Source organism: Sporolactobacillus kofuensis, assembly GCF_024125425.1.
Lineage (GTDB): Bacteria > Bacillota > Bacilli > Bacillales > Sporolactobacillaceae > Sporolactobacillus > Sporolactobacillus kofuensis.
Map to the genome: position 1 here is coordinate 16,977 of NZ_JAMXWN010000003.1, position 18,141 is coordinate 35,117.

Annotated in this window: 14 protein-coding genes and 1 riboswitch; of the genes, 6 read left to right on the forward strand and 8 right to left on the reverse strand. The window is 44.6% G+C overall.

The annotated features are described in order from the left end of the window. Positions 1-37: 37 nt before the first annotated feature. Positions 38-1,297 carry a glycosyl hydrolase family 18 protein gene (locus NIE32_RS03010; RefSeq protein WP_381451728.1) on the reverse strand — a complete coding sequence of 420 codons (1,260 nt, stop codon included), beginning with the start codon at positions 1,295-1,297 and terminating at the stop codon, positions 38-40. Between the two features lie 272 nt (positions 1,298-1,569). Here NIE32_RS03010 and NIE32_RS03015 point away from each other — a divergent pair, with 272 nt between their 5' ends. Further along, complete coding sequence (locus NIE32_RS03015) at positions 1,570-2,763, forward strand: aminotransferase class I/II-fold pyridoxal phosphate-dependent enzyme (RefSeq protein ID WP_253052892.1); 1,194 nt, start codon at positions 1,570-1,572, stop codon at positions 2,761-2,763. A 69-nt stretch (positions 2,764-2,832) separates the two neighbouring features. On the opposite strand, the gene NIE32_RS03020 is transcribed toward NIE32_RS03015, so the two are convergent. The 3 genes from NIE32_RS03020 to recQ form a co-directional block, all read right to left on the reverse strand. Continuing rightward, positions 2,833-3,159, reverse strand: a complete 327-nt coding sequence (locus tag NIE32_RS03020) for a DUF1516 family protein (RefSeq protein WP_253052894.1) — start codon at positions 3,157-3,159, stop codon at positions 2,833-2,835. Between the two features lie 134 nt (positions 3,160-3,293). After that, the gene (locus NIE32_RS03025; RefSeq protein WP_253053270.1) at positions 3,294-4,688 is read right to left on the reverse strand and encodes an amino acid permease; all 1,395 of its coding nucleotides are present in this window, start codon (positions 4,686-4,688) and stop codon (positions 3,294-3,296) included. Between the two features lie 231 nt (positions 4,689-4,919). Continuing rightward, a riboswitch (Lysine riboswitch) is annotated at positions 4,920-5,097 on the reverse strand. Between the two features lie 112 nt (positions 5,098-5,209). After that, entirely contained in the window at positions 5,210-7,003 is a 1,794-nt protein-coding gene (gene recQ, locus NIE32_RS03030) for a DNA helicase RecQ (RefSeq protein WP_253052896.1), read from the reverse strand. A 203-nt stretch (positions 7,004-7,206) separates the two neighbouring features. Here recQ and NIE32_RS03035 point away from each other — a divergent pair, with 203 nt between their 5' ends. After that, positions 7,207-7,671, forward strand: coding sequence for an Hsp20/alpha crystallin family protein (locus NIE32_RS03035; RefSeq protein WP_253052898.1), 465 nt, complete (start codon positions 7,207-7,209; stop codon positions 7,669-7,671). Positions 7,672-7,736: 65 nt separating this feature from the next. Here NIE32_RS03035 and NIE32_RS03040 read toward each other — a convergent pair whose 3' ends face one another. Both NIE32_RS03040 and NIE32_RS03045 read right to left on the reverse strand, forming a co-directional pair. Beyond that, positions 7,737-8,891 carry an aminotransferase A gene (locus NIE32_RS03040; RefSeq protein WP_253053272.1) on the reverse strand — a complete coding sequence of 385 codons (1,155 nt, stop codon included), beginning with the start codon at positions 8,889-8,891 and terminating at the stop codon, positions 7,737-7,739. 257 nt (positions 8,892-9,148) lie between these two features. Further along, on the reverse strand, positions 9,149-10,243 hold the full coding sequence (locus tag NIE32_RS03045) for a branched-chain amino acid aminotransferase (protein ID WP_253052900.1): 1,095 nt from the start codon (positions 10,241-10,243) through the stop codon (positions 9,149-9,151). Between the two features lie 670 nt (positions 10,244-10,913). Between NIE32_RS03045 and NIE32_RS03050 the strand changes: the two genes are divergently transcribed. Both NIE32_RS03050 and NIE32_RS03055 read left to right on the forward strand, forming a co-directional pair. After that, on the forward strand, positions 10,914-12,161 hold the full coding sequence (locus tag NIE32_RS03050) for an MFS transporter (RefSeq protein WP_253052902.1): 1,248 nt from the start codon (positions 10,914-10,916) through the stop codon (positions 12,159-12,161). Between the two features lie 415 nt (positions 12,162-12,576). Continuing rightward, positions 12,577-14,268, forward strand: a complete 1,692-nt coding sequence (locus NIE32_RS03055) for an adenine deaminase C-terminal domain-containing protein (protein ID WP_253052904.1) — start codon at positions 12,577-12,579, stop codon at positions 14,266-14,268. 53 nt (positions 14,269-14,321) lie between these two features. Here the strand turns inward: NIE32_RS03055 and truA are convergent, their stop codons facing one another. Continuing rightward, complete coding sequence (gene truA, locus NIE32_RS03060; RefSeq protein ID WP_253052906.1) at positions 14,322-15,059, reverse strand: tRNA pseudouridine(38-40) synthase TruA; 738 nt, start codon at positions 15,057-15,059, stop codon at positions 14,322-14,324. Between the two features lie 483 nt (positions 15,060-15,542). On the opposite strand from truA, the gene menB reads away from it, so the two are divergent. Beyond that, positions 15,543-16,364 (forward strand): 1,4-dihydroxy-2-naphthoyl-CoA synthase, encoded by an 822-nt coding sequence (gene menB / locus NIE32_RS03065; RefSeq protein ID WP_253052908.1) that lies wholly within the window; start codon positions 15,543-15,545, stop codon positions 16,362-16,364. A 20-nt stretch (positions 16,365-16,384) separates the two neighbouring features. Beyond that, positions 16,385-17,872 (forward strand): o-succinylbenzoate--CoA ligase, encoded by a 1,488-nt coding sequence (locus NIE32_RS03070; protein ID WP_253052910.1) that lies wholly within the window; start codon positions 16,385-16,387, stop codon positions 17,870-17,872. Between the two features lie 28 nt (positions 17,873-17,900). Here NIE32_RS03070 and NIE32_RS03075 read toward each other — a convergent pair whose 3' ends face one another. Further along, a complete protein-coding gene (locus NIE32_RS03075; RefSeq protein WP_253052912.1) occupies positions 17,901-18,071 on the reverse strand; it encodes a hypothetical protein in 171 nt (56 codons plus the stop codon). Between the last annotated feature and the right edge of the window lie 70 nt (positions 18,072-18,141).

Genomic DNA, 18,141 nt, shown 5'->3' on the forward strand with positions numbered 1-18,141 from the left:
ATGAATAGCGTACGTTTTCACTTGATATGCAAGTCGATTATACCTTTCTTATTTGGAAGAAATGCGTAAATACCCATGGATATTGCGGCATAGCGAAGTTCAACTGCCATGTACCGATACCGCCTATGCGAGCGTTATAGACAATCTGCGATTTGGCGAACAGACTGCGTGTATCCTCGAACCAGACCACATGATTGCGGCCACTGTCATCCGTGTAATAGAAATAAGCCGCTTGATCCGCCACAGAATAATTAATCGGTACTTGTTCACTCATAGCCAAGTTAATCGCTGCTTGATTGGTAATCGCACGCCCCGGCGTATCACTAGAATACGGAATCACCCAATCATAGCCATAAAAAGGAGTCCCCATGATTATTTTATTTCGATCCATCAAACCTGCAGCATAATTCACAGTATCCCGTACATTCTGAATAGGCGCAGTCGCCCCCGGCTCACTCCCTGCATGATGCCAGTCATAGGCCATGATAAAAAATTGATCAACAATAGCACCGATCGCCGCATAATCATAACCGCGCACCCATGGAACCGTATCATTCGTTTTGGCCGGTACAGCAATGCTGAGATTCAGCCCGGCTGCCTGTGTGCGTTCCTTTAATGCCTGAAGAAACAAAACGAAGGCATTGCGATCTGCAGGCCGTACACCTTCGAAATCAATATTAATTCCCCCATAGCCATTAGACGTTGCATAGTTGATCATATTATCAATAAGTCTTTGCTGTACATCCGGTGTGTTCACCACCCGTTGCACAAGTGCCGAATTGAATCCTGACTCAGTTAAGTTCGTCACGGTGATGACCGGTGTCACTCTTCCGCGCCAAGCTGCAAGTACAGCTGCATTATCATTGAGCGTACTGAGGTCGCCATTCCAATTAAAATGAATTTCAAACAATCCAATATAGGTGAGATACGGTGCTTGGTCGGAGATCAGCGCCTGATCCACTGCCGGCGTACGCAATTGTGAATAACTAAAATGTGTGGCCACATGTCGTTCGATTGTTGGTAAATTAATCTTCTGCCCCGGGCTGAGGTTTTCAGGATTAATACCCGGATTTGCCCGACGTAAAGCTTCCAGTGGCACATAAGCCATGCGCGAAATGATCCATAGACTATCACCTGGTTGCACAGTATAGACATCGGTCGTTACCAATATGGACTGTCCGGTTACAACATTTGTTGCGGTCAGTCCGTTTACCGCTCTTAATGTATTCACAGGAACATCAAATTTCTGGCTAATCCCAAATAACGAGTCCCCTGACTTTACAGTATAGACAAACATGGTTCCACCCTTCCCGCCTACTACTTTTGAGGTATGCTCATATTGCCGATACATAGGCATTCCTCTCTATATTTATTCAGCGCATGTAAAACCGTTCCAAAAGGGCATAGATTAAAAGTCGGAAACACGTTATGATAAAATACATTACTAGATTCTAGACTTTTTACTCTATTGTCAGGCGGACCGTACCTACGATAACTGATCTGTCAATGAACAATACAATGAAGCAACTCATAACGTATAGAAAGAACAGAAAGAAATGAGGGTTATTTATGGCTGAATTCATTCCATCCCGGCTAGTACAAGCGCTTCCCGACAATTACTTTACGACTATGGATCATCGGATCAATGCCGTGGTCAAGCAAGGCATCGATGTCCTTCAACTTCATACCGGCAGCCCGGACCAACCCACACCCAACACAATCATTCAAGCGTTGAATAAAGCTGCGCAACTTCATGAAAATCAAGGCTATCCTCCGGCCGGTGGCAAACGGTCTCTTAAAGCAGCCATTTGCCAGTTCTACTTAAATGAATATGGTGTTACGCTCGACCCTGAGACGGAGGTCACTGTGTTTGACGGAGCAACCGTCGCAATTGCTGCACTTCCGCAGGCGTTGCTGAATCCGGGGGATGTCATGCTCACTACTGATCCGGGCTATCCGATGTATTTTGTTTGTCCTTCATTAGCAGATGCAGATGTCTATGGCATTCCCGTCCGTGCTGAAGACGGATTTTTACCTAATTATACAAAAATACCTAAATCAGCTTTGCAGAAGGCGCGTCTGCTCATGCTTAACTATCCGAATAATCCAACCGGGGCAATCGCAACGGAGAAATTCTTTGCAGATACTGTTGCATTCTCACAGGAACAACATATTCCGGTTGTGCATGACTTTGCCTATGGAGCGTTTGGTTTTGATGGCAAACGTCCACTTAGTTTTCTGCAAACTCCAGGTGCGAAGGAACAAGGAATTGAGCTCTACACCTTTTCAAAGACATACAATATGGCAGGTTTCCGAATCGGATTTGCAGTGGGTAATGCATCAATCATTCAAGCGCTCAGCCGCTTCCATGATATTGATCATTCCGATGTTCCGAGTGCGATTCAGGATGCGGCCGCAGAAGCTCTGCTCGGCTCGCAGCAATCCGTAAAAGACTTGTGTGCGCTCTATGAACAACGGCGTAATGTACTTGTTTCGAGTATGCAAGCGATTGGCTGGGACGTCCAAGCACCAAAAGGGTCATTCTTTTGTTGGTTCAAAGTTCCGGAAGGCTATACCTCAGAAACCTTTACCGATGCTCTTCTTGAACGGGCACATGTCGCCGTCTCACCCGGTGTCGGATTTGGCACATATGGCGATCAATTTGTCCGTGTCAGTTTGCTAGAACCCGAGGAACGATTGAAAGAAGCAGCAGAACGTATCAAAAATTCTGGTCTTCTCAAAGAAACACCCGTACAAAATTAATTCTAGTAAAAAAGAACTTTTCCCAGATGTGGGAAAAGTTCTTTTTTATGTGCATTGAATCGCTGGCAATTAAATAACGTGATAACCAATAAGGAGAATCAGGATCAGAAATACAGCAATCAGAACAAGAAAAATTCCTGTCCGTTCGTGCTTCTTACGTTTGCCAAGCGCCATTTCCATCAAACCGATTAAACCGATTGAAAGCACGCCTTTGATCACCAGCATGAGTGGAAAATGAATCAAAAAGAGCATCCATACCCCAGTGATGATCATCACAAGATAAGTGAGTCTTAATCCCATACTCCACGCTTTTTGTTGAGAAAACATGAAGCTGAAAATAAAGAGAATAACGACAAGACCCCACACGAGGCCGTGAATCTGCAATAATGCATGCATGTGCATTCCTCTTTTCCTATTAAAATACGTTTGGCCGCTATTCGTGCAGCTTAACCATTTTTCTATATTTTAACACGAATCGAGCATTTCCCCATCTTAAGTCAATCAAAACCATCGATCCTCAAAAAAATGAATTAATCTTCCGTTAGTTCACGTGAAAGATCACATTTTTCAAGTGGAATCAGTTTTGCCTTCATCTTCCATTTTGCTATGAGCCATACCGCAAGAAAAATAGGAATACCGATATATGCGGCAATAATGCTGCCCCAGTCTATTCGTCCATCGGAAAAAGCACCAAAACTCTGGCCGATAACCACAATCATGCATACTGCAAAGGCAAACAAAGGTCCAAACGGGAACCATTTCGCACGATAAGGCAGATCACTAAGTTTCCCACCTTGGGCAACATAAGCACGGCGGAACCGATAATGACTGATTGCAATACCTAGCCATGCAATGAAGCCGCACATACCTGAGGCACTGAGCAACCAGTTATAGACAACACCGTCCCCAAATCCAGAGGCAAAGAATGCCAAAAGCCCAAAGGCTGCCGTAACAATGAGTGACCAGATCGGAATCCCATGACGTGTCACATAGCCAAGAAATTTCGGTGCTTTACCCTTCTTAGCCAGTGCATAAAGCATACGCGTTGATGCGTACAGTCCTGAATTACCTGCCGAAAGTACTGCCGTCAAGATTACAGCATTCATTACTGAGGCTGCAACAGCAAGACCTGCCCGCTGGAAGACCAGTGTGAACGGGCTCACCATAACCTTATCCGTTGCCGACAAGTTTTGATTCGTATAGGGGATAATCATTGCGATGATAAAGATTGCGAGAATATAAAAGAGCAAGATTCGCCAAAAAATCGTATTCATCGCTTTCGGCACGTTTTTCTCCGGGTGTTCACTCTCACCTGCACTCACGCCAAGCAATTCTGTTCCTTGGAATGAGTAGCCTGCGGCTAGAAAAACACCAAAGGCTGCCAGAAAGCCGCCGTGGAACGGTGCGTCGCCAATAGCGAAATTATGAAAGCCAGGAACACCGCCGCCCATAACACGAAAGATCATCAACAAGCCGAGAATACTAAAGATAATGACGGTTGCCACTTTGATAAATGCAAACCAATATTCAGATTCTCCATACCCCTTAACGGTAAGCGCATTAAGTAAAAAGATGATGAGTAGAAATAACCCGCTCCAAAGAATGGATGAACTATGCGGAAACCAGAATTTCATAATCAATGTCGCTGCAGACAATTCACTCGCAATGGTGATTGCCCAGTTGTACCAATAGTTCCAGCCCAGTGCAAAACCAAAAGAAGGATCCACAAAACGTGTAGCATAAGTACTGAAGGAGCCACTTGTCGGCATGTAGGTGGCTAGTTCTCCCAAACTGGTCATCAAAAAATAGACCATGATTCCGGTTAGCCCATAAGCGAGAAGAGCACCTCCCGGACCTGCTGTGTAGATTGCATTACCACTTGCGAGGAAAAGTCCTGTACCGATTGCGCCACCAAGCGCAATCATGGTCAAATGACGCGACTTCAATCCTCTCTTTAATTGATTTGTCTTTACTTGCTTCACTTTCTTTCTCTCCCTCTCTGTATTTCGGGGGAAACATGTGACGAACACGAATGGAAAAGTAAAAACACCCGCAAAAGCGCAAGAATGCTCTTAGCGGGTGTACTTTATTATAGTAAAGTTCATAAGATCTCCTTGATTGTTCAGGTCGATTGATCCACTCACTCCACGCACGTCTTCCCCGATAGCACTCCACATGCATGATGCATGTGACAGTCCCGCTCCTTTCGGAAACGGACCCAGCATGTTCGGCAAGGGCACCGACCACACTTCGGCAACAGTTCCTTACACGTATCGTCCGACTTCCCTTAGCCTCAGATACGCTTCTCTTAACTGCCGCGCCTCTACCCCCTCTAAATCTTGCGAGGAGATTTTTAAACAACAGGACTTATTGTACCTGTTCATCGTCATCATTTCAACCTGGAAAAAATAGTATTCAATAAGCGTTCAAGCAGAAATGGATGAGGTTACACCTGATCCGTCTGTTTGGCATGCACCTCTTCATGTGCCGCAATCGCCTCCATGAAGGACCGTCCGTATTTTTCCAATTTCTGCTGGCCCACCCCTTTAATCATTAAAAAGTCACGATCGGTAGCAGGTAAACGCGCACTCATTTCTCGCAATGACTGATCCGAAAAAATGATATAAGGCGGGACAAATTCCTTTTGCGCAAAGTCCTTACGCACCTTCTTCAGCACTTCAAATAGAGCATCATCAACTGAAAGTCTTTCCGCTTGAATACGTCCCTTTTTAAAGACTTTTTCTTCACCTTTGAGTACCGCTACTGAGCGGGCGCTCAGTGCGAGCGTCGGATAGGCTCCTCCTTGTTGCTCTAAGTACTGCTCGGCAGTTAAGAAATCAATGAACGCGTTAATGTTCTTTTGCGTTTGCGCCTTCATGATGCCATAAGTGGGTAAACGATTCAGGTGGAACGATAAGATTTTCTGATCCGCTGCACCGGCAAGCACTTTTGTAACCATCGTTTTCCCATAACGTTCGCGCATCCGTTTCACGCAAGAGAGCACTTTTTGCGCATCAATGGTTACATCCATCTTATCCCTTGTATCTAAACAATTCCCGCAGTGTCCGCATCCTTCAGGGGCGTTTTCACCAAAATAACGAAGAATATAAGATTGCAGGCACATTTCTGTATGACAGTAGCCAATCATTTGATCAAGCTTGTGGTATTCTGCTTGCTTTAATCCGTCATCCATCTCTGACTGATCAATGAAAAATTTCTGCAATCGTATATCTTGCGGAGAGAATAGGAGAATACAGTCGCTCCGATCACCATCGCGTCCCGCTCGTCCCGCCTCCTGGTAATAGGCTTCAATCGTTCGCGGCATATTGTAATGGACCACAAAACGAACATTGGATTTGTTTATGCCCATCCCAAAGGCATTGGTCGCAACAAGTACTGTGAGGTCATCATAGAGAAAGGCTTCCTGGCTAGATGCTCGCTCCTGTTCCGAAAGTCCTGCATGATACCGGCCAACAGCGAGACCCTTCCTTGAGAGTCGATCATACAATCGATCCACTTCTTTGCGTGTTGCAGCATAGACAATGCCCGGTTGGTCTTGATTTTTCTTTAAATAATCAAGTAAAAAGGTATCCTCGTCCTGATCACGGATCACTTGGAAATGTAAATTATCACGTGCAAAGCCAGTCACCACCACCCCTTGCATGTCTATGTCTAACAATTGGCAGATATCCATGGTTACTTTTGGTGTTGCGGTAGCTGTCAGGGCAGCTACCGCAGGCTTGTCCGTAAAGCGAGCCAGAAGAGATGGAATTGCCCGATAGCTTGGCCGAAAATCATGCCCCCATTGCGAGATACAATGGGCCTCGTCAATCGCTACCAGTGATACGTTCATCCGTTCCAATGTACGGATAAAGTCTGGAACCTCCAGACGCTCCGGCGCTATATACACGAGTTTATAAGCACCTTTTGATGCAGAAGCCAACCGTTCTTTACCTTCTTCAAACGTAAGAGAACTATTTATATAAGTAGCGGCGATGCCTGCATTTGCTAGTGCATCAACCTGATCTTTCATTAGCGAGATCAGAGGTGAAATGACTAAGGTTACACCGGGAAAAAGAAGGGCTGGAATTTGGTAGCAAAGTGATTTGCCTCCGCCTGTCGGCATGATCCCAACCGTATCTTTGTGTTCAAGAAGTCTGGAAATAATCTGATCCTGACCTTTTCTAAATTGATCATAGCCAAAATATTTTTTTAGTGCTTGATGGGCTGTGTCGATCATAAATGAAATCACCTTTACCTCTATCCGATCTTTTCGTAACGCGTTAGTTTCATCTTAACATAACCAAGACAGACAAATGAGCAACCTTCCCTTACATTTGCTGCTCCTCCGCACTCACTGTTTCCTTTCTTTCCTTTCAATGAAACAAATAAACTACTGAATCATATGCTGATCATAGATAAGCTCAATGAGGAGGAATCAAGATGGACAACAAAGATCCTCGGAAACCACAGCAGCCAATAAAAAGAAATTTGATGGATGATATCGACGCATTTTTCCAAAGTAATCCATTTGGCGATATTTTTAAATCGATTGATCAATTTTTCAGCAACCATTCTTTAGGCGGCGGATTCCCGGTTAGACTCTATGACACAAAAAACGAATGGGTAGTCGAGGCGGAGCTTCCGGGTGCGAAGCGAGAAAATATTCATATTGAATTGCTCGATGATCATGTGAAAATCATTGTAGAAAACGATGTAGAAATGGAATCTCAGCACAAAGAGACGGGCGCTTACTCCCATGAACGTCGCTTCGACCATGCGGAGAGACTGATCACATTGCCGTACATGATTGACCGTTCCCGTACACAAGCATCCTATATGAATGGGTTATTAAAGATCCATGGCCCGAAGACCCCTAAAAAAGGGCATTCGTTATCAATTGACTAAGGGTAAAAAAGGGAGCCGAGGAAAAATCTTTTTCCCCGACTCCCTTCATTATTCAAAGTGACAGATTACAAACGAGAAACAAAACGTTCCAGTCGATCCAATCCTTCTTTCAATACATCCATTGAATAGGCATAAGAAAGGCGCAAATACCCTTCTCCGTAAGAGGAAAAGGCACTGCCGGGTACGGCCGCAAGACGTTCTTCATCAAGCAGTTTCAAGGCAAATGTCTCAGAGGACATCCCAAATTTTGCGATGGACGGAAAGACATAGAAAGCACCGGATGGACGTATAACGTCAATCCCCATTGCTTCAAGGCGCTCAATCACATAATCCAACCGCTCTTTATAAGCGCGACGCATCGGCTCCGCATCATGCTTGCCCGTAGTCAATGCCTCAATCGCCGCATACTGAGTAATGCTTGTAATACAAGAGATACCGTATTGGTGTACCTTAATCAGTTGGTCGGCAATGGGTTGATCTGCCAAAACGTATCCCATTCGCCAACCAGTCATGGCGTGCGACTTAGATAATCCATTAATCACTACTGTTTTCTCTTTCATACCTGGAAATAACGCAATTGACACATGTTTCTGTCCATAGGTGAGCTCACTATAAATTTCATCTGAAACAACAAAAACGGATTTATTCTTGAGTACCTCCGCAATTGCTGCGACTTCTCCCTCAGAGAGCACGCATCCTGTTGGATTGGATGGATAGGGGAGCACAATTGCCTTTGTTTTTTCGTTCAAGTGATCTGCAATTTGTTTTGCAGTCATTTTGAAGTCTGTTTCGCGGGTATCAATATAGACCGGGATGCCTCCAGCTAACTTTATCGGAGCCTCATATCCTGGGTAGGCAGGACCCGGAAGTATGACCTCATCTCCATCCTCAAGTAACGTGCGAAATGTTAGATCAATGGCTTCACTTGCGCCAACCGTTGTAATGATTTCTGATTCTGGTTGGTAGTGAAGGTTGTATTTCTCAGCAACATATCCGGCGATTGCCTGTCTCAATTCAAGAAGTCCGGCATTTGCCGTATAGGTCGTTTTATTCTGATCAATCGCTGTTTTTCCAGCTTGTTTGACATGATCTGGTGTTGCAAAATCTGGCTGCCCAATGGTAAGGGATACTGCGCCAGGATAATCTTTTAATTTATTGAAAAACTGGCGAATACCGCTAATCTGAATAGCGCGGACACGTCTGTTTGTTCGTTCTTCCATTGATGCCATATGTTCCTTCACTCTCCCTACAGCTAAAACCGCCTAGTCCTTATTTCGCAATCCATTGTGCTTTGATTGGTCGCTTGCCGCGGGTGATCCGTGAGCTTCCTCGTACAGGCAAAAGTCTGGGGGTCCTCACTTGACTCGCAATCATCTGGAACGGCCCCGCAGGCGTCTCACATCTTTACAGTAAACTTTTACTCTTAGCTTAAGAAAAAGCCTACGTGCGTTGCACGGAGGCTTTTCTCGGTATCTGCTTATTCAGTAACCTTTTCTTTTTCCACTTTAACTTCCTCAGTCCAGCCTAACTCATCCTTCTGCTTGCCAGTCTGAATTCCAGTTAACGTGTCATAAAGTTTCTTGGAAAGTTTACCGGTTTCCCCATTGGCTACTTTAATCACATGATCTTCCCACTTGAGAAAGCCTACAGGAGAGATTACAGCAGCCGTACCCGTACCGAATACTTCTTTCAGCTGTTGTTTTTCTGCTTTCTTGAAAAGTTTCTTAACAGAGATTCTCTTTTCTTTCACCGTAATGCCCCAATGTTTAAGCAGAGCAATAACAGAATTACGTGTTACGCCGGGCAGAATGCTGCCGTTCAAAGCCGGAGTCCACACTTCATCATCAATTTTAAAGAAGATGTTCATGCTGCCGACTTCTTCTATATATTTATGTTCCACACCGTCAAGCCAAAGAACTTGGTCGAAGCCGAGTTCCTCAGATTTTGTTTGTGCTTTAAGGCTCGCTGCATAGTTTCCTGAGGTTTTGGCAAACCCAACGCCTCCCTTGACCGCACGAACATATTCATCCTCAACATAGATCTTCACAGGGCTCATCGAATTTCCAAAATAAGACCCAACGGGGGACAGAATGATCAGAAGCTTATACATGGATGATGGATGCACGCCAAGTGCAGCATCTGTGCCAATAATAAACGGACGAATATACAGAGACTGCCCAGGTTGATTAGGAATCCAATCCTGCTCTACAGCAACTAATTTTTTAATTGCCTTGACTACAAATTTTTCATCAATTTTCGGTATATTCAAGCGTGCACATGATTGATTCATGCGTTCCATATTCTTGTTTGGACGGAAGAGTAAGATTCGTCCATCTTCTGCACGATACGCTTTCAACCCTTCAAAGACTTCTTGTCCATAATGAAAGATCGTCGCTGCAGGGTCCAGAGAAATAGGACCGTATGGAACAATTTTTGGATCATGCCAACCTTTTTCCAGTGTATAATCCATTTCGAACATATAATCCGTGAAATATTTTCCAAAACCGAGTTGACCAGCATCAGGCTTCTTCTTTAACTGATCAGCTTTATGGAACGTTATCGACTGCCCCATGATTCAAGTCCCCCTAAGATTAATAGTCATACTTTGATTATAACAACCCAGTACGTAATGCGCTACACCACTTATGTATTCGCTTCATTGTGTGGATTCTTAGTATGGGTCATATAATCTGCCCTCTTTTTTCACGCTGATTTCAGGTTTCGTCGAGCAAATGAAAACTGATTGTGCGTATAGTTTTTAAAAATAAAGATGGTTTCCCATGTTATTCTACAAAGTCTAACTGCATGAGCCCTACTATAGGATTGAAGGCTCCGAAAAATAAGACATCACTTGTGCGTCGTGTTCCTTAAGTTCGGCTCTAGCTCTTAGGTTGATTTTAGACTGGTTCGGTTCAATTTTTTCTTCCTTTGGTTCAATTATCACCTCCTAGATCACTTCATAGAGAAAAACTGTATAATTAGCGTCCAATCCTTATCTGTGTATCGATAATGCTTCGATTGCTCGCTTGCCACAGGCGCACCGCGAGCCTCCTTGAACAAGCGGTTTTCCCTCGTCCTTCAAGTGGATTATGAATGTTTCTTATTTTTTTAATAAAAAAGTGTTCAAATCTCTTCTCTTGTTGGTATGTTCCTGCTACAATGTTCTGAGTTGACTTGAAGGGGCGCGGGAGCAATTGACGACGCTTCTTTATTATTTTTCTCATGAAAGGAGCGCTTGCACCATGCGCCAATTTACTTTTGCCTCTTGTGCCCTTTATTTTTTGACCGGACTTACTGCGATCTCAATAGGATCTGTGTTACCTGAACTCTTAACTTATTATCATGTTTCATATACAATTGGCGGAAGGCTTATTTTTGTCGGTGCCATGGGATTTCTTACAGGTGTGTTGCTGACTTCATGGCTGAATCGCCGTTTTCATCCGAAGCCCTTGCTCACGACTGCCGCATTACTCATTGCTTTTGCGCAGTTTAGCATTCTTTTACTTCCGCCTTTCCCATTATTTATGGCCCTTTATTTTCTAAACAGTGCCGGATCGGCGGCGATTGGGATTGTTGTCGCCACCATGTTTATTGAGGTATTTATTGGCCGTCAAGCTGTTGCGATGAGCTATTTGGAAGTTGCTTTCGGTCTTGGTGCATTCACAATGCCCCTGCTTGCGAGCTTCTTCATCGCTCATAACATCTGGCGATATTTGTTTGTAATCACTGCTGTTCTCGCAGTTGTACTCGCTCTTGTCTGGACGCGCATTTCCTATTCCAAAAAAGTTGTGGACCAAGGTGAACCATTGGATGCATCCGGATCAAGTGATGCACAACGCCCGTTAACTGCGAACATGAAGTGGATTGTTCTGGGTCTGTTCGCCATGATTGTATTCCTCTATGGCGGACTTGAAGGGAGCTTGAACAACTTCATGTCATCGATTTTTATTCACTATTTACACCAAGCTGCTTATTACGCGTCAATCAGTATTGGTATTTTCTGGGGTGCAATGGTCATCGGACGTGCGGCAACAGCAGTCATTATTCGCAAGCTCACATACAACGCTTATCTGTTGATCAATATAATTGGAACCATTATTTCACTCGTCCTGTTCATCGTATTGAAAAATGCATTGATGGGTTATATCTTTGTTGGAACTCTTGGATTGATGATGTCCGGCATCTATTCGATTACACTTGTCTACGCAAATTATTCGATCCCGAATAGTGCACACCTAGTTACACCAATCATTTCCGGTCTGTCCGGTCTGGGTTCTGCGATTTTCCCAGCACTTACCGGATTAGCCATTGACCGTGCCGGCATCACACTCACCCTTTGGTACATTGTCAGCATAGCCGTTGCCTACTTAATTTTTCTGCTCGTCATTAGCCAAATTCGTGGTGGAAAATCCTTACAAATGTTGATGAAAGTTAAATTTTGGCACCGTTCACGTCCAGCATTTGCAGCGCGAGATAATTCATTCAAATAATAGTTTGCTGCGAAAAGCTGGGCAAAAATCGCCCAGCCCTTGATCCTGCATCAATTATGCTTCGACTGCTCGCTTGCCGTGAACACACCGTGAGCCTTCTCGAACATACAAAAGGGGTCTCCACTGGCACGCGATCATCTGAAACGATCCAAGCATGCGTCTCGCATCTTCGCTGCATTTTTATGCAAAACGATTTATACTTTCTTTTCATTTTATAAAGACTTACGGAGATTATTCTCGTAAGTCTTTTTTCATATTGTGATGGTTCTTCTTTACTAGATCATAGAATCATGATAAGCATGCCCCCGAACGGGAATGACCACTGCTAATTAGTGAACGCTATCTGCGTTTACTATGAAAACTGATGTAAGTGTCTGTATAATAAATACAACACTTATGATTGAGATGTGAATTTATGCAACCACTCACTTATGAAACGCATTGCCGACTGATCAACACCGTTCGTAAAAAAAGTCCGGCTACGCTATTTTTTCCAAATGTTAACGTTCTTCATGTCTATTCTGGAATCGTTCAAAAAGAAAATGTTTGGTTAAGCGGTGATCGGATCGCCTATATCGGTCCTGATGAGCCACTGATCACGGATAAAACAGAGATAATCCAACTAAAGGATCACCAAGTCATGGTTCCTGCCTACATCGAACCCCATGCACATCCGTTTCTTCTTTATAATCCACTGTCCTTAGGAAGCTATCTGACAGAGCATGGAACGATGATTTCGATTAATGACAATAGCTTTGCCTCCGCCCATTTAGATGAGGAGCAAATGCATGCATTCGTTAAAGGATTGGACCAAACCAGGAGGCACTCTTGGTTGTGGTGGGCCTATTTCGAAGAACATCGTCCCTCAACGAACGCTCTGGAACACTGGCTAGATCAACCGTATGTCGTACAAGGCGGGGAACTCAGCCACTGGCTACCGCTTAAATTTGGTTCGCCCGAATTATATGAGAAACTTTTCGCCGTTAGGCAATCGGGCAAACGCATGGAAGGTCATCTGCCCGGCTCGTCTGTCAACACCCTGAATTTGTTTGCGACCAGCGGCATCAGCGCCGACCACGAATCAATGACCGCACAGGATGTTATCCAAAGACTAAATTTGGGCTATTACACAGCGATCCGTTATTCGTCCATTCGTCCCGACCTTCCGACCATTATGAAAGAGCTTGCACATCATCCGGGCATTGATTTATCCAAACTGATGGTGACGAACGATGGTGCCTCGCTTCCCTTTCTGAAGCAGGCAACACACGCAGCGATGATCACGGAGGTAATGAAAAGCGGCATATCTGTGTTCGATGCTTATCGGATGGCTACCTTGAATCCCGCTGTCTACTATCACATAGACGGCACGGTGGGTAGCCTATCACCGGGCAGAATGGCGGATATTAATATTATCGAGAGTCTTGAGGAGCCGGAACCGACGAGCGTCCTTTTTGAGGGAAAATGGATTGTCCGCGATGAAAAGAACTTGGGAAGGACATCCGACTTTTCATTGAAGCATTTCTTTAGTCGTGCTGATCTCGCACATCTGCCAAAGACTTGTCCGCTTCAGCCGACGGTCTCCATCGGTATTAAACTCGAGAATAGTGTCATAACGCGACCCTATACCTTTGATCCAAACCGTGATCTCTTAGCAGATGAATGTTTCTTCGTCTATATTAACCGAAAAAGCGGTGCCTATCTTTGCACACGGATCAAAAACTTTGCACGTTCGCTTCGCGCACTCGGAAGTACTTACTGTGCCTCGGGAGACGTGCTACTCATTGGGCAGGACAGGCAGGCAATGGCAGACGCCTATCAGAAAATCATGGACGGCAATCAGGGGATTACCGCGCAATTCGATGATCAACCTTTTTCAATCCCCTTAGAGATGCTTGGTGTGATGAGCAATAAACCGATGGACACACTGAACGCGGAGGCAGAACACTTCATTGCACACATGAAAAAGAGCGGATTCGCCTTTGACGATCCGTTCTTCTGCCTGTATTTTATGACTGAACTGCATTTGCCTTTTGTTCGACTTACACCAGAAGGGATAATTGATATCAAGTCCAATAAAATCATTGCCCCGGTAGTAAAAACATAAATATCGCTCAAGCAGTGTCTAATTTTCTCCGCTTTGAACTTTTAATCGTGTTCTCAATAATATATTTTTTCTAAATACAGGCCCTGTGCTTCTGCCATAAGGCCTGTTTGTTTTCGTTCTTTAGATTCAAGAATTTCCGGGATACGATCGGTATCAATGTTACCAAAACCGATCTCTATAAGCGTGCCAACCATTTTCCGTGCCATGTTATAGAGAAAGCCATTTCCCCGTAAGCGGATTTCAATGAAACCATCACGTTTATCGATGGTTATTTCCGAGATGGTGCGTATTGAAGATTTCTTCTTGGACTTGGCGTTAGCGAACACAGTGAAATCATGTTCGCCAATGAAATCACGGCTGGCCTGTTCCATGCGATCAATATCCAATTTTTCTTCAACATACATGCTGTATTTTCTCATAAAAGGATAGGGGTAAGGACCGTTCCATATTTTATACAAATAGGTCTTTTCTTTCGCATGATAGCGCGCATGAAAACGTTCAGGAACACGTGCGACATCAATCACGCTAATATCCTTTGGCAGTTGATGATTCAAGTAGGTCTTGATTTCTAAATTGGAAAATTCTTTGGGACTTTTAAACGTTGCGATTTGCCCAAGCGCATGTACACCGGCGTCTGTTCGACTGCAGCCGATAATCTCCACGGGTTCACCAACCAGCACCGATAGCACATGCTCTATTTTTCCTTGAATTGTATTCTTGTCATCACCAAGACGCTGCCAGCCTTTATAACGGCCCCCGTCATATTGAAGTGTTAATTTATAGTTGTTCATTGTTTGCTCCCTCTGTTATCGAATGTTCATGATGCATACTTAACGTAGCCATTCGCATTGTCGCGCAAATGAAAGGGGATTGTCAATTTCCGTGCGACTTTCGTATGCGTCAAGCTTTTCTCGGAATAACAACCTGATAAAAAATAAAGGATGTTTATTAACATCTATAGAGAATTGAGGCTTTCGGTGCGCGCTTGCCGCGGGTGATCCGTGAGCCTCCTCGATCAAGCCGTTGTCTGCGGGGTCTCACTTGGTTCGCTACTCCCACAGGCGTCTCGCACCACGCCTTTCTAAACCATCCCTCCGAAAAACATTTTAAACATATATGACCGTTCTCACAATCCATTTGGTTTTAAAAAGTAAGAAGAGGTTTCAAGTAAGAATCATAATCGGAAATGCTGGATGAGTTGTGCTACAATATGTGTGTCACATTTGACAGAATTGTGACCTATCGACCAATTTTTGAGAAGGCTGGGTGAACTAATGTCCTCAATTACGTGGCAAAAAGTCAAAGACTATGAAGATATTTTCTTTGAAACTTATGAAGGTATTGCCAAAATAACCATTAATCGACCACAAGTGCGCAACGCATTCACACCAAATACAGTCGTTGAAATGATTGACGCGTTTGCGATTGCTCGTGATGATGCCTCAATCGGCGTTATTATTCTTACAGGCGCCGGAACGAAAGCGTTCTGCTCCGGTGGAGATCAGAAAGTACGCGGAAACGGCGGCTATGTTGGAAAGGACAACATTCCACGTCTGAACGTGCTTGATCTGCAACATCTTATTCGAATCATTCCGAAACCGGTCATCGCAATGGTTGCCGGCTACGCTATTGGCGGAGGAAACGTTCTTCAGGTTGTTTGTGACTTGACGATCGCCGCAGATAACGCAGTATTCGGACAAACCGGACCAAAGGTCGGCAGTTTCGATGCAGGCTATGGTGCAGGCTACTTAGCACGCATTGTCGGACACAAGAAGGCACGTGAAATTTGGTACTTGTGCCGTCAGTACAACGCACAACAAGCCCTTGATATGGGACTTGTTAACACCGTGGTTCCTCTCGATCAATTGGAAGCAGAAACCGTAAAATGGGCGAAAGAAATGCTCACAAAAAGTGCCACTGCGCTTAGATTTCTCAAAGCATCGTTTAACGCGGATACGGATGGCCTCGCAGGTCTACAGCAATTTGGCGGAGACGCAACACTGCTTTACTATACAACCGATGAAGCGAAAGAGGGACGTGACGCTTTCAAAGAAAAACGCGATCCTGATTTCAGTAAGTTTCCGAAATTCCCGTGACCACAGATAACGATTCGTTCATGCCATCTATGCCGCAATGGCTGTATCAACGTGCACAATTAACGCCACATCGACTTGCTTTTGAGACGGAACATGAGAAACTGAGTTTTCAGCAACTGTACGTGCATGTACAAAAAACAGCTTCAGCGCTTCGTTCTGCAGGCGTGGTTTCCGGGGCATATATTGCCTCATTGCAAGGGAACACAATCAGATGCGCAATCCTGACGCATGCATTAATGATGGCCGGTGCTGTCATGGTCCCGCTCAATACAAGATTATCTGTAGATGAGCTGACCCAGCAAATACAAGATAGTGGCTCTCAAATGCTGATTACAGATGAGTCTAATGAAGAAAAGGCAATTAAAGTCGGTGAAAAAACAAGCTGTACCGTTTTACACATCTCAGCATTATTCACAGCGAAAACGCCGCTCATCGATTTCAGCACTGAAGTCCAGCTAAACGAGCCTTGTACGGTCATTTTCACATCAGGAACAACCGGGCGCCCGAAAGGTGTCGTGCTGACCTATGGAAACCATTGGTGGAATGCAAATGCATCATTACTCAATCTCGGGCTAACCCAAAAGGATACATGGCTTTGCTGTGTACCGCTTTTTCATGTTAGCGGTTTGTCCATCCTGATGAAAAGTGTCATTTATGGGATGCCGGTCTATCTCTGCGAGAAATTCTCACCAGAAACAGTCAATCACCAGATTACTAAAGGGGGAATTTCCCATATATCGGTTGTTGCACCGATGTTACAGCGGATGATGGATGCACTTGGTGAGGGGAAAACATATCCTTCAACGCTACGCTGCATCTTGCTCGGCGGTGGTCCTGTTCCACAGCATCTGCTTCAGCGTTGCCTCGGTCTGCACATGCCGATCTACCAAACCTACGGCATGAGTGAGACCGCATCACAGTCGGTGACTTTGCCACCGGAATCAATGCTTGAAAAAGCAGGATCAGCTGGAAAACCACTTTTTCCGATGCAAATCCGAATCATTAGCGACGGCCATTCCGCTGCAGTGGATGAACCCGGTGAGATTCAAGTGAAAGGACCAACAGTCTTTAGTCATTATCTAAATAATGCTGATGCGACAAAGCAAGCATTTGAGGATCAATGGTTTTTGACCGGGGATATCGGCTATCTCGATGATGATGGTTTCCTATTCGTCCTAGACCGCAGAAAAGATCTGATCATTTCCGGCGGTGAAAATATTTATCCGGCAGAAGTAGAATCGATACTAAACGGCTTTGAGGGTGTTCAGAGAGCTGGTGTGATCGGGATTCCGGATACCCAATGGGGACACGTACCGATCGCCTTCGTCAGTTTACGACATGCCGAGCAGTTCTCAGAACATGCACTGATCGACTATTGCCGTGGACATCTTGCGCACTATAAAGTGCCAAAACGTATTTATGTCATCGATCAATTGCCTGAAAATGCATCACATAAACTTTTGCGAAGAAAGCTCTTTGCATACTATAAACAAATGAATAATCAATGATAAACGCCGGGCAGTCGCCCGGTGTTTATCATTGATGGGGGTTAATCTGATTGATGTCCAAACAGTTGTGATGTACGGTAACTACCAGATCTGCACGACAAACCGGACATTGAAGTCTTTGCACAGAGCGTTCCCGCTCATCCACTTTTTCAGTTGCCCTTGCTTGTCTATAGCCGTTGTCATGTGGACAAGTATTCATGAAAATTCGCTCCCTTCACTGTGTTTGATGATCTGCCGAGTACTATCAATAAGCAACATCTCCATGAACA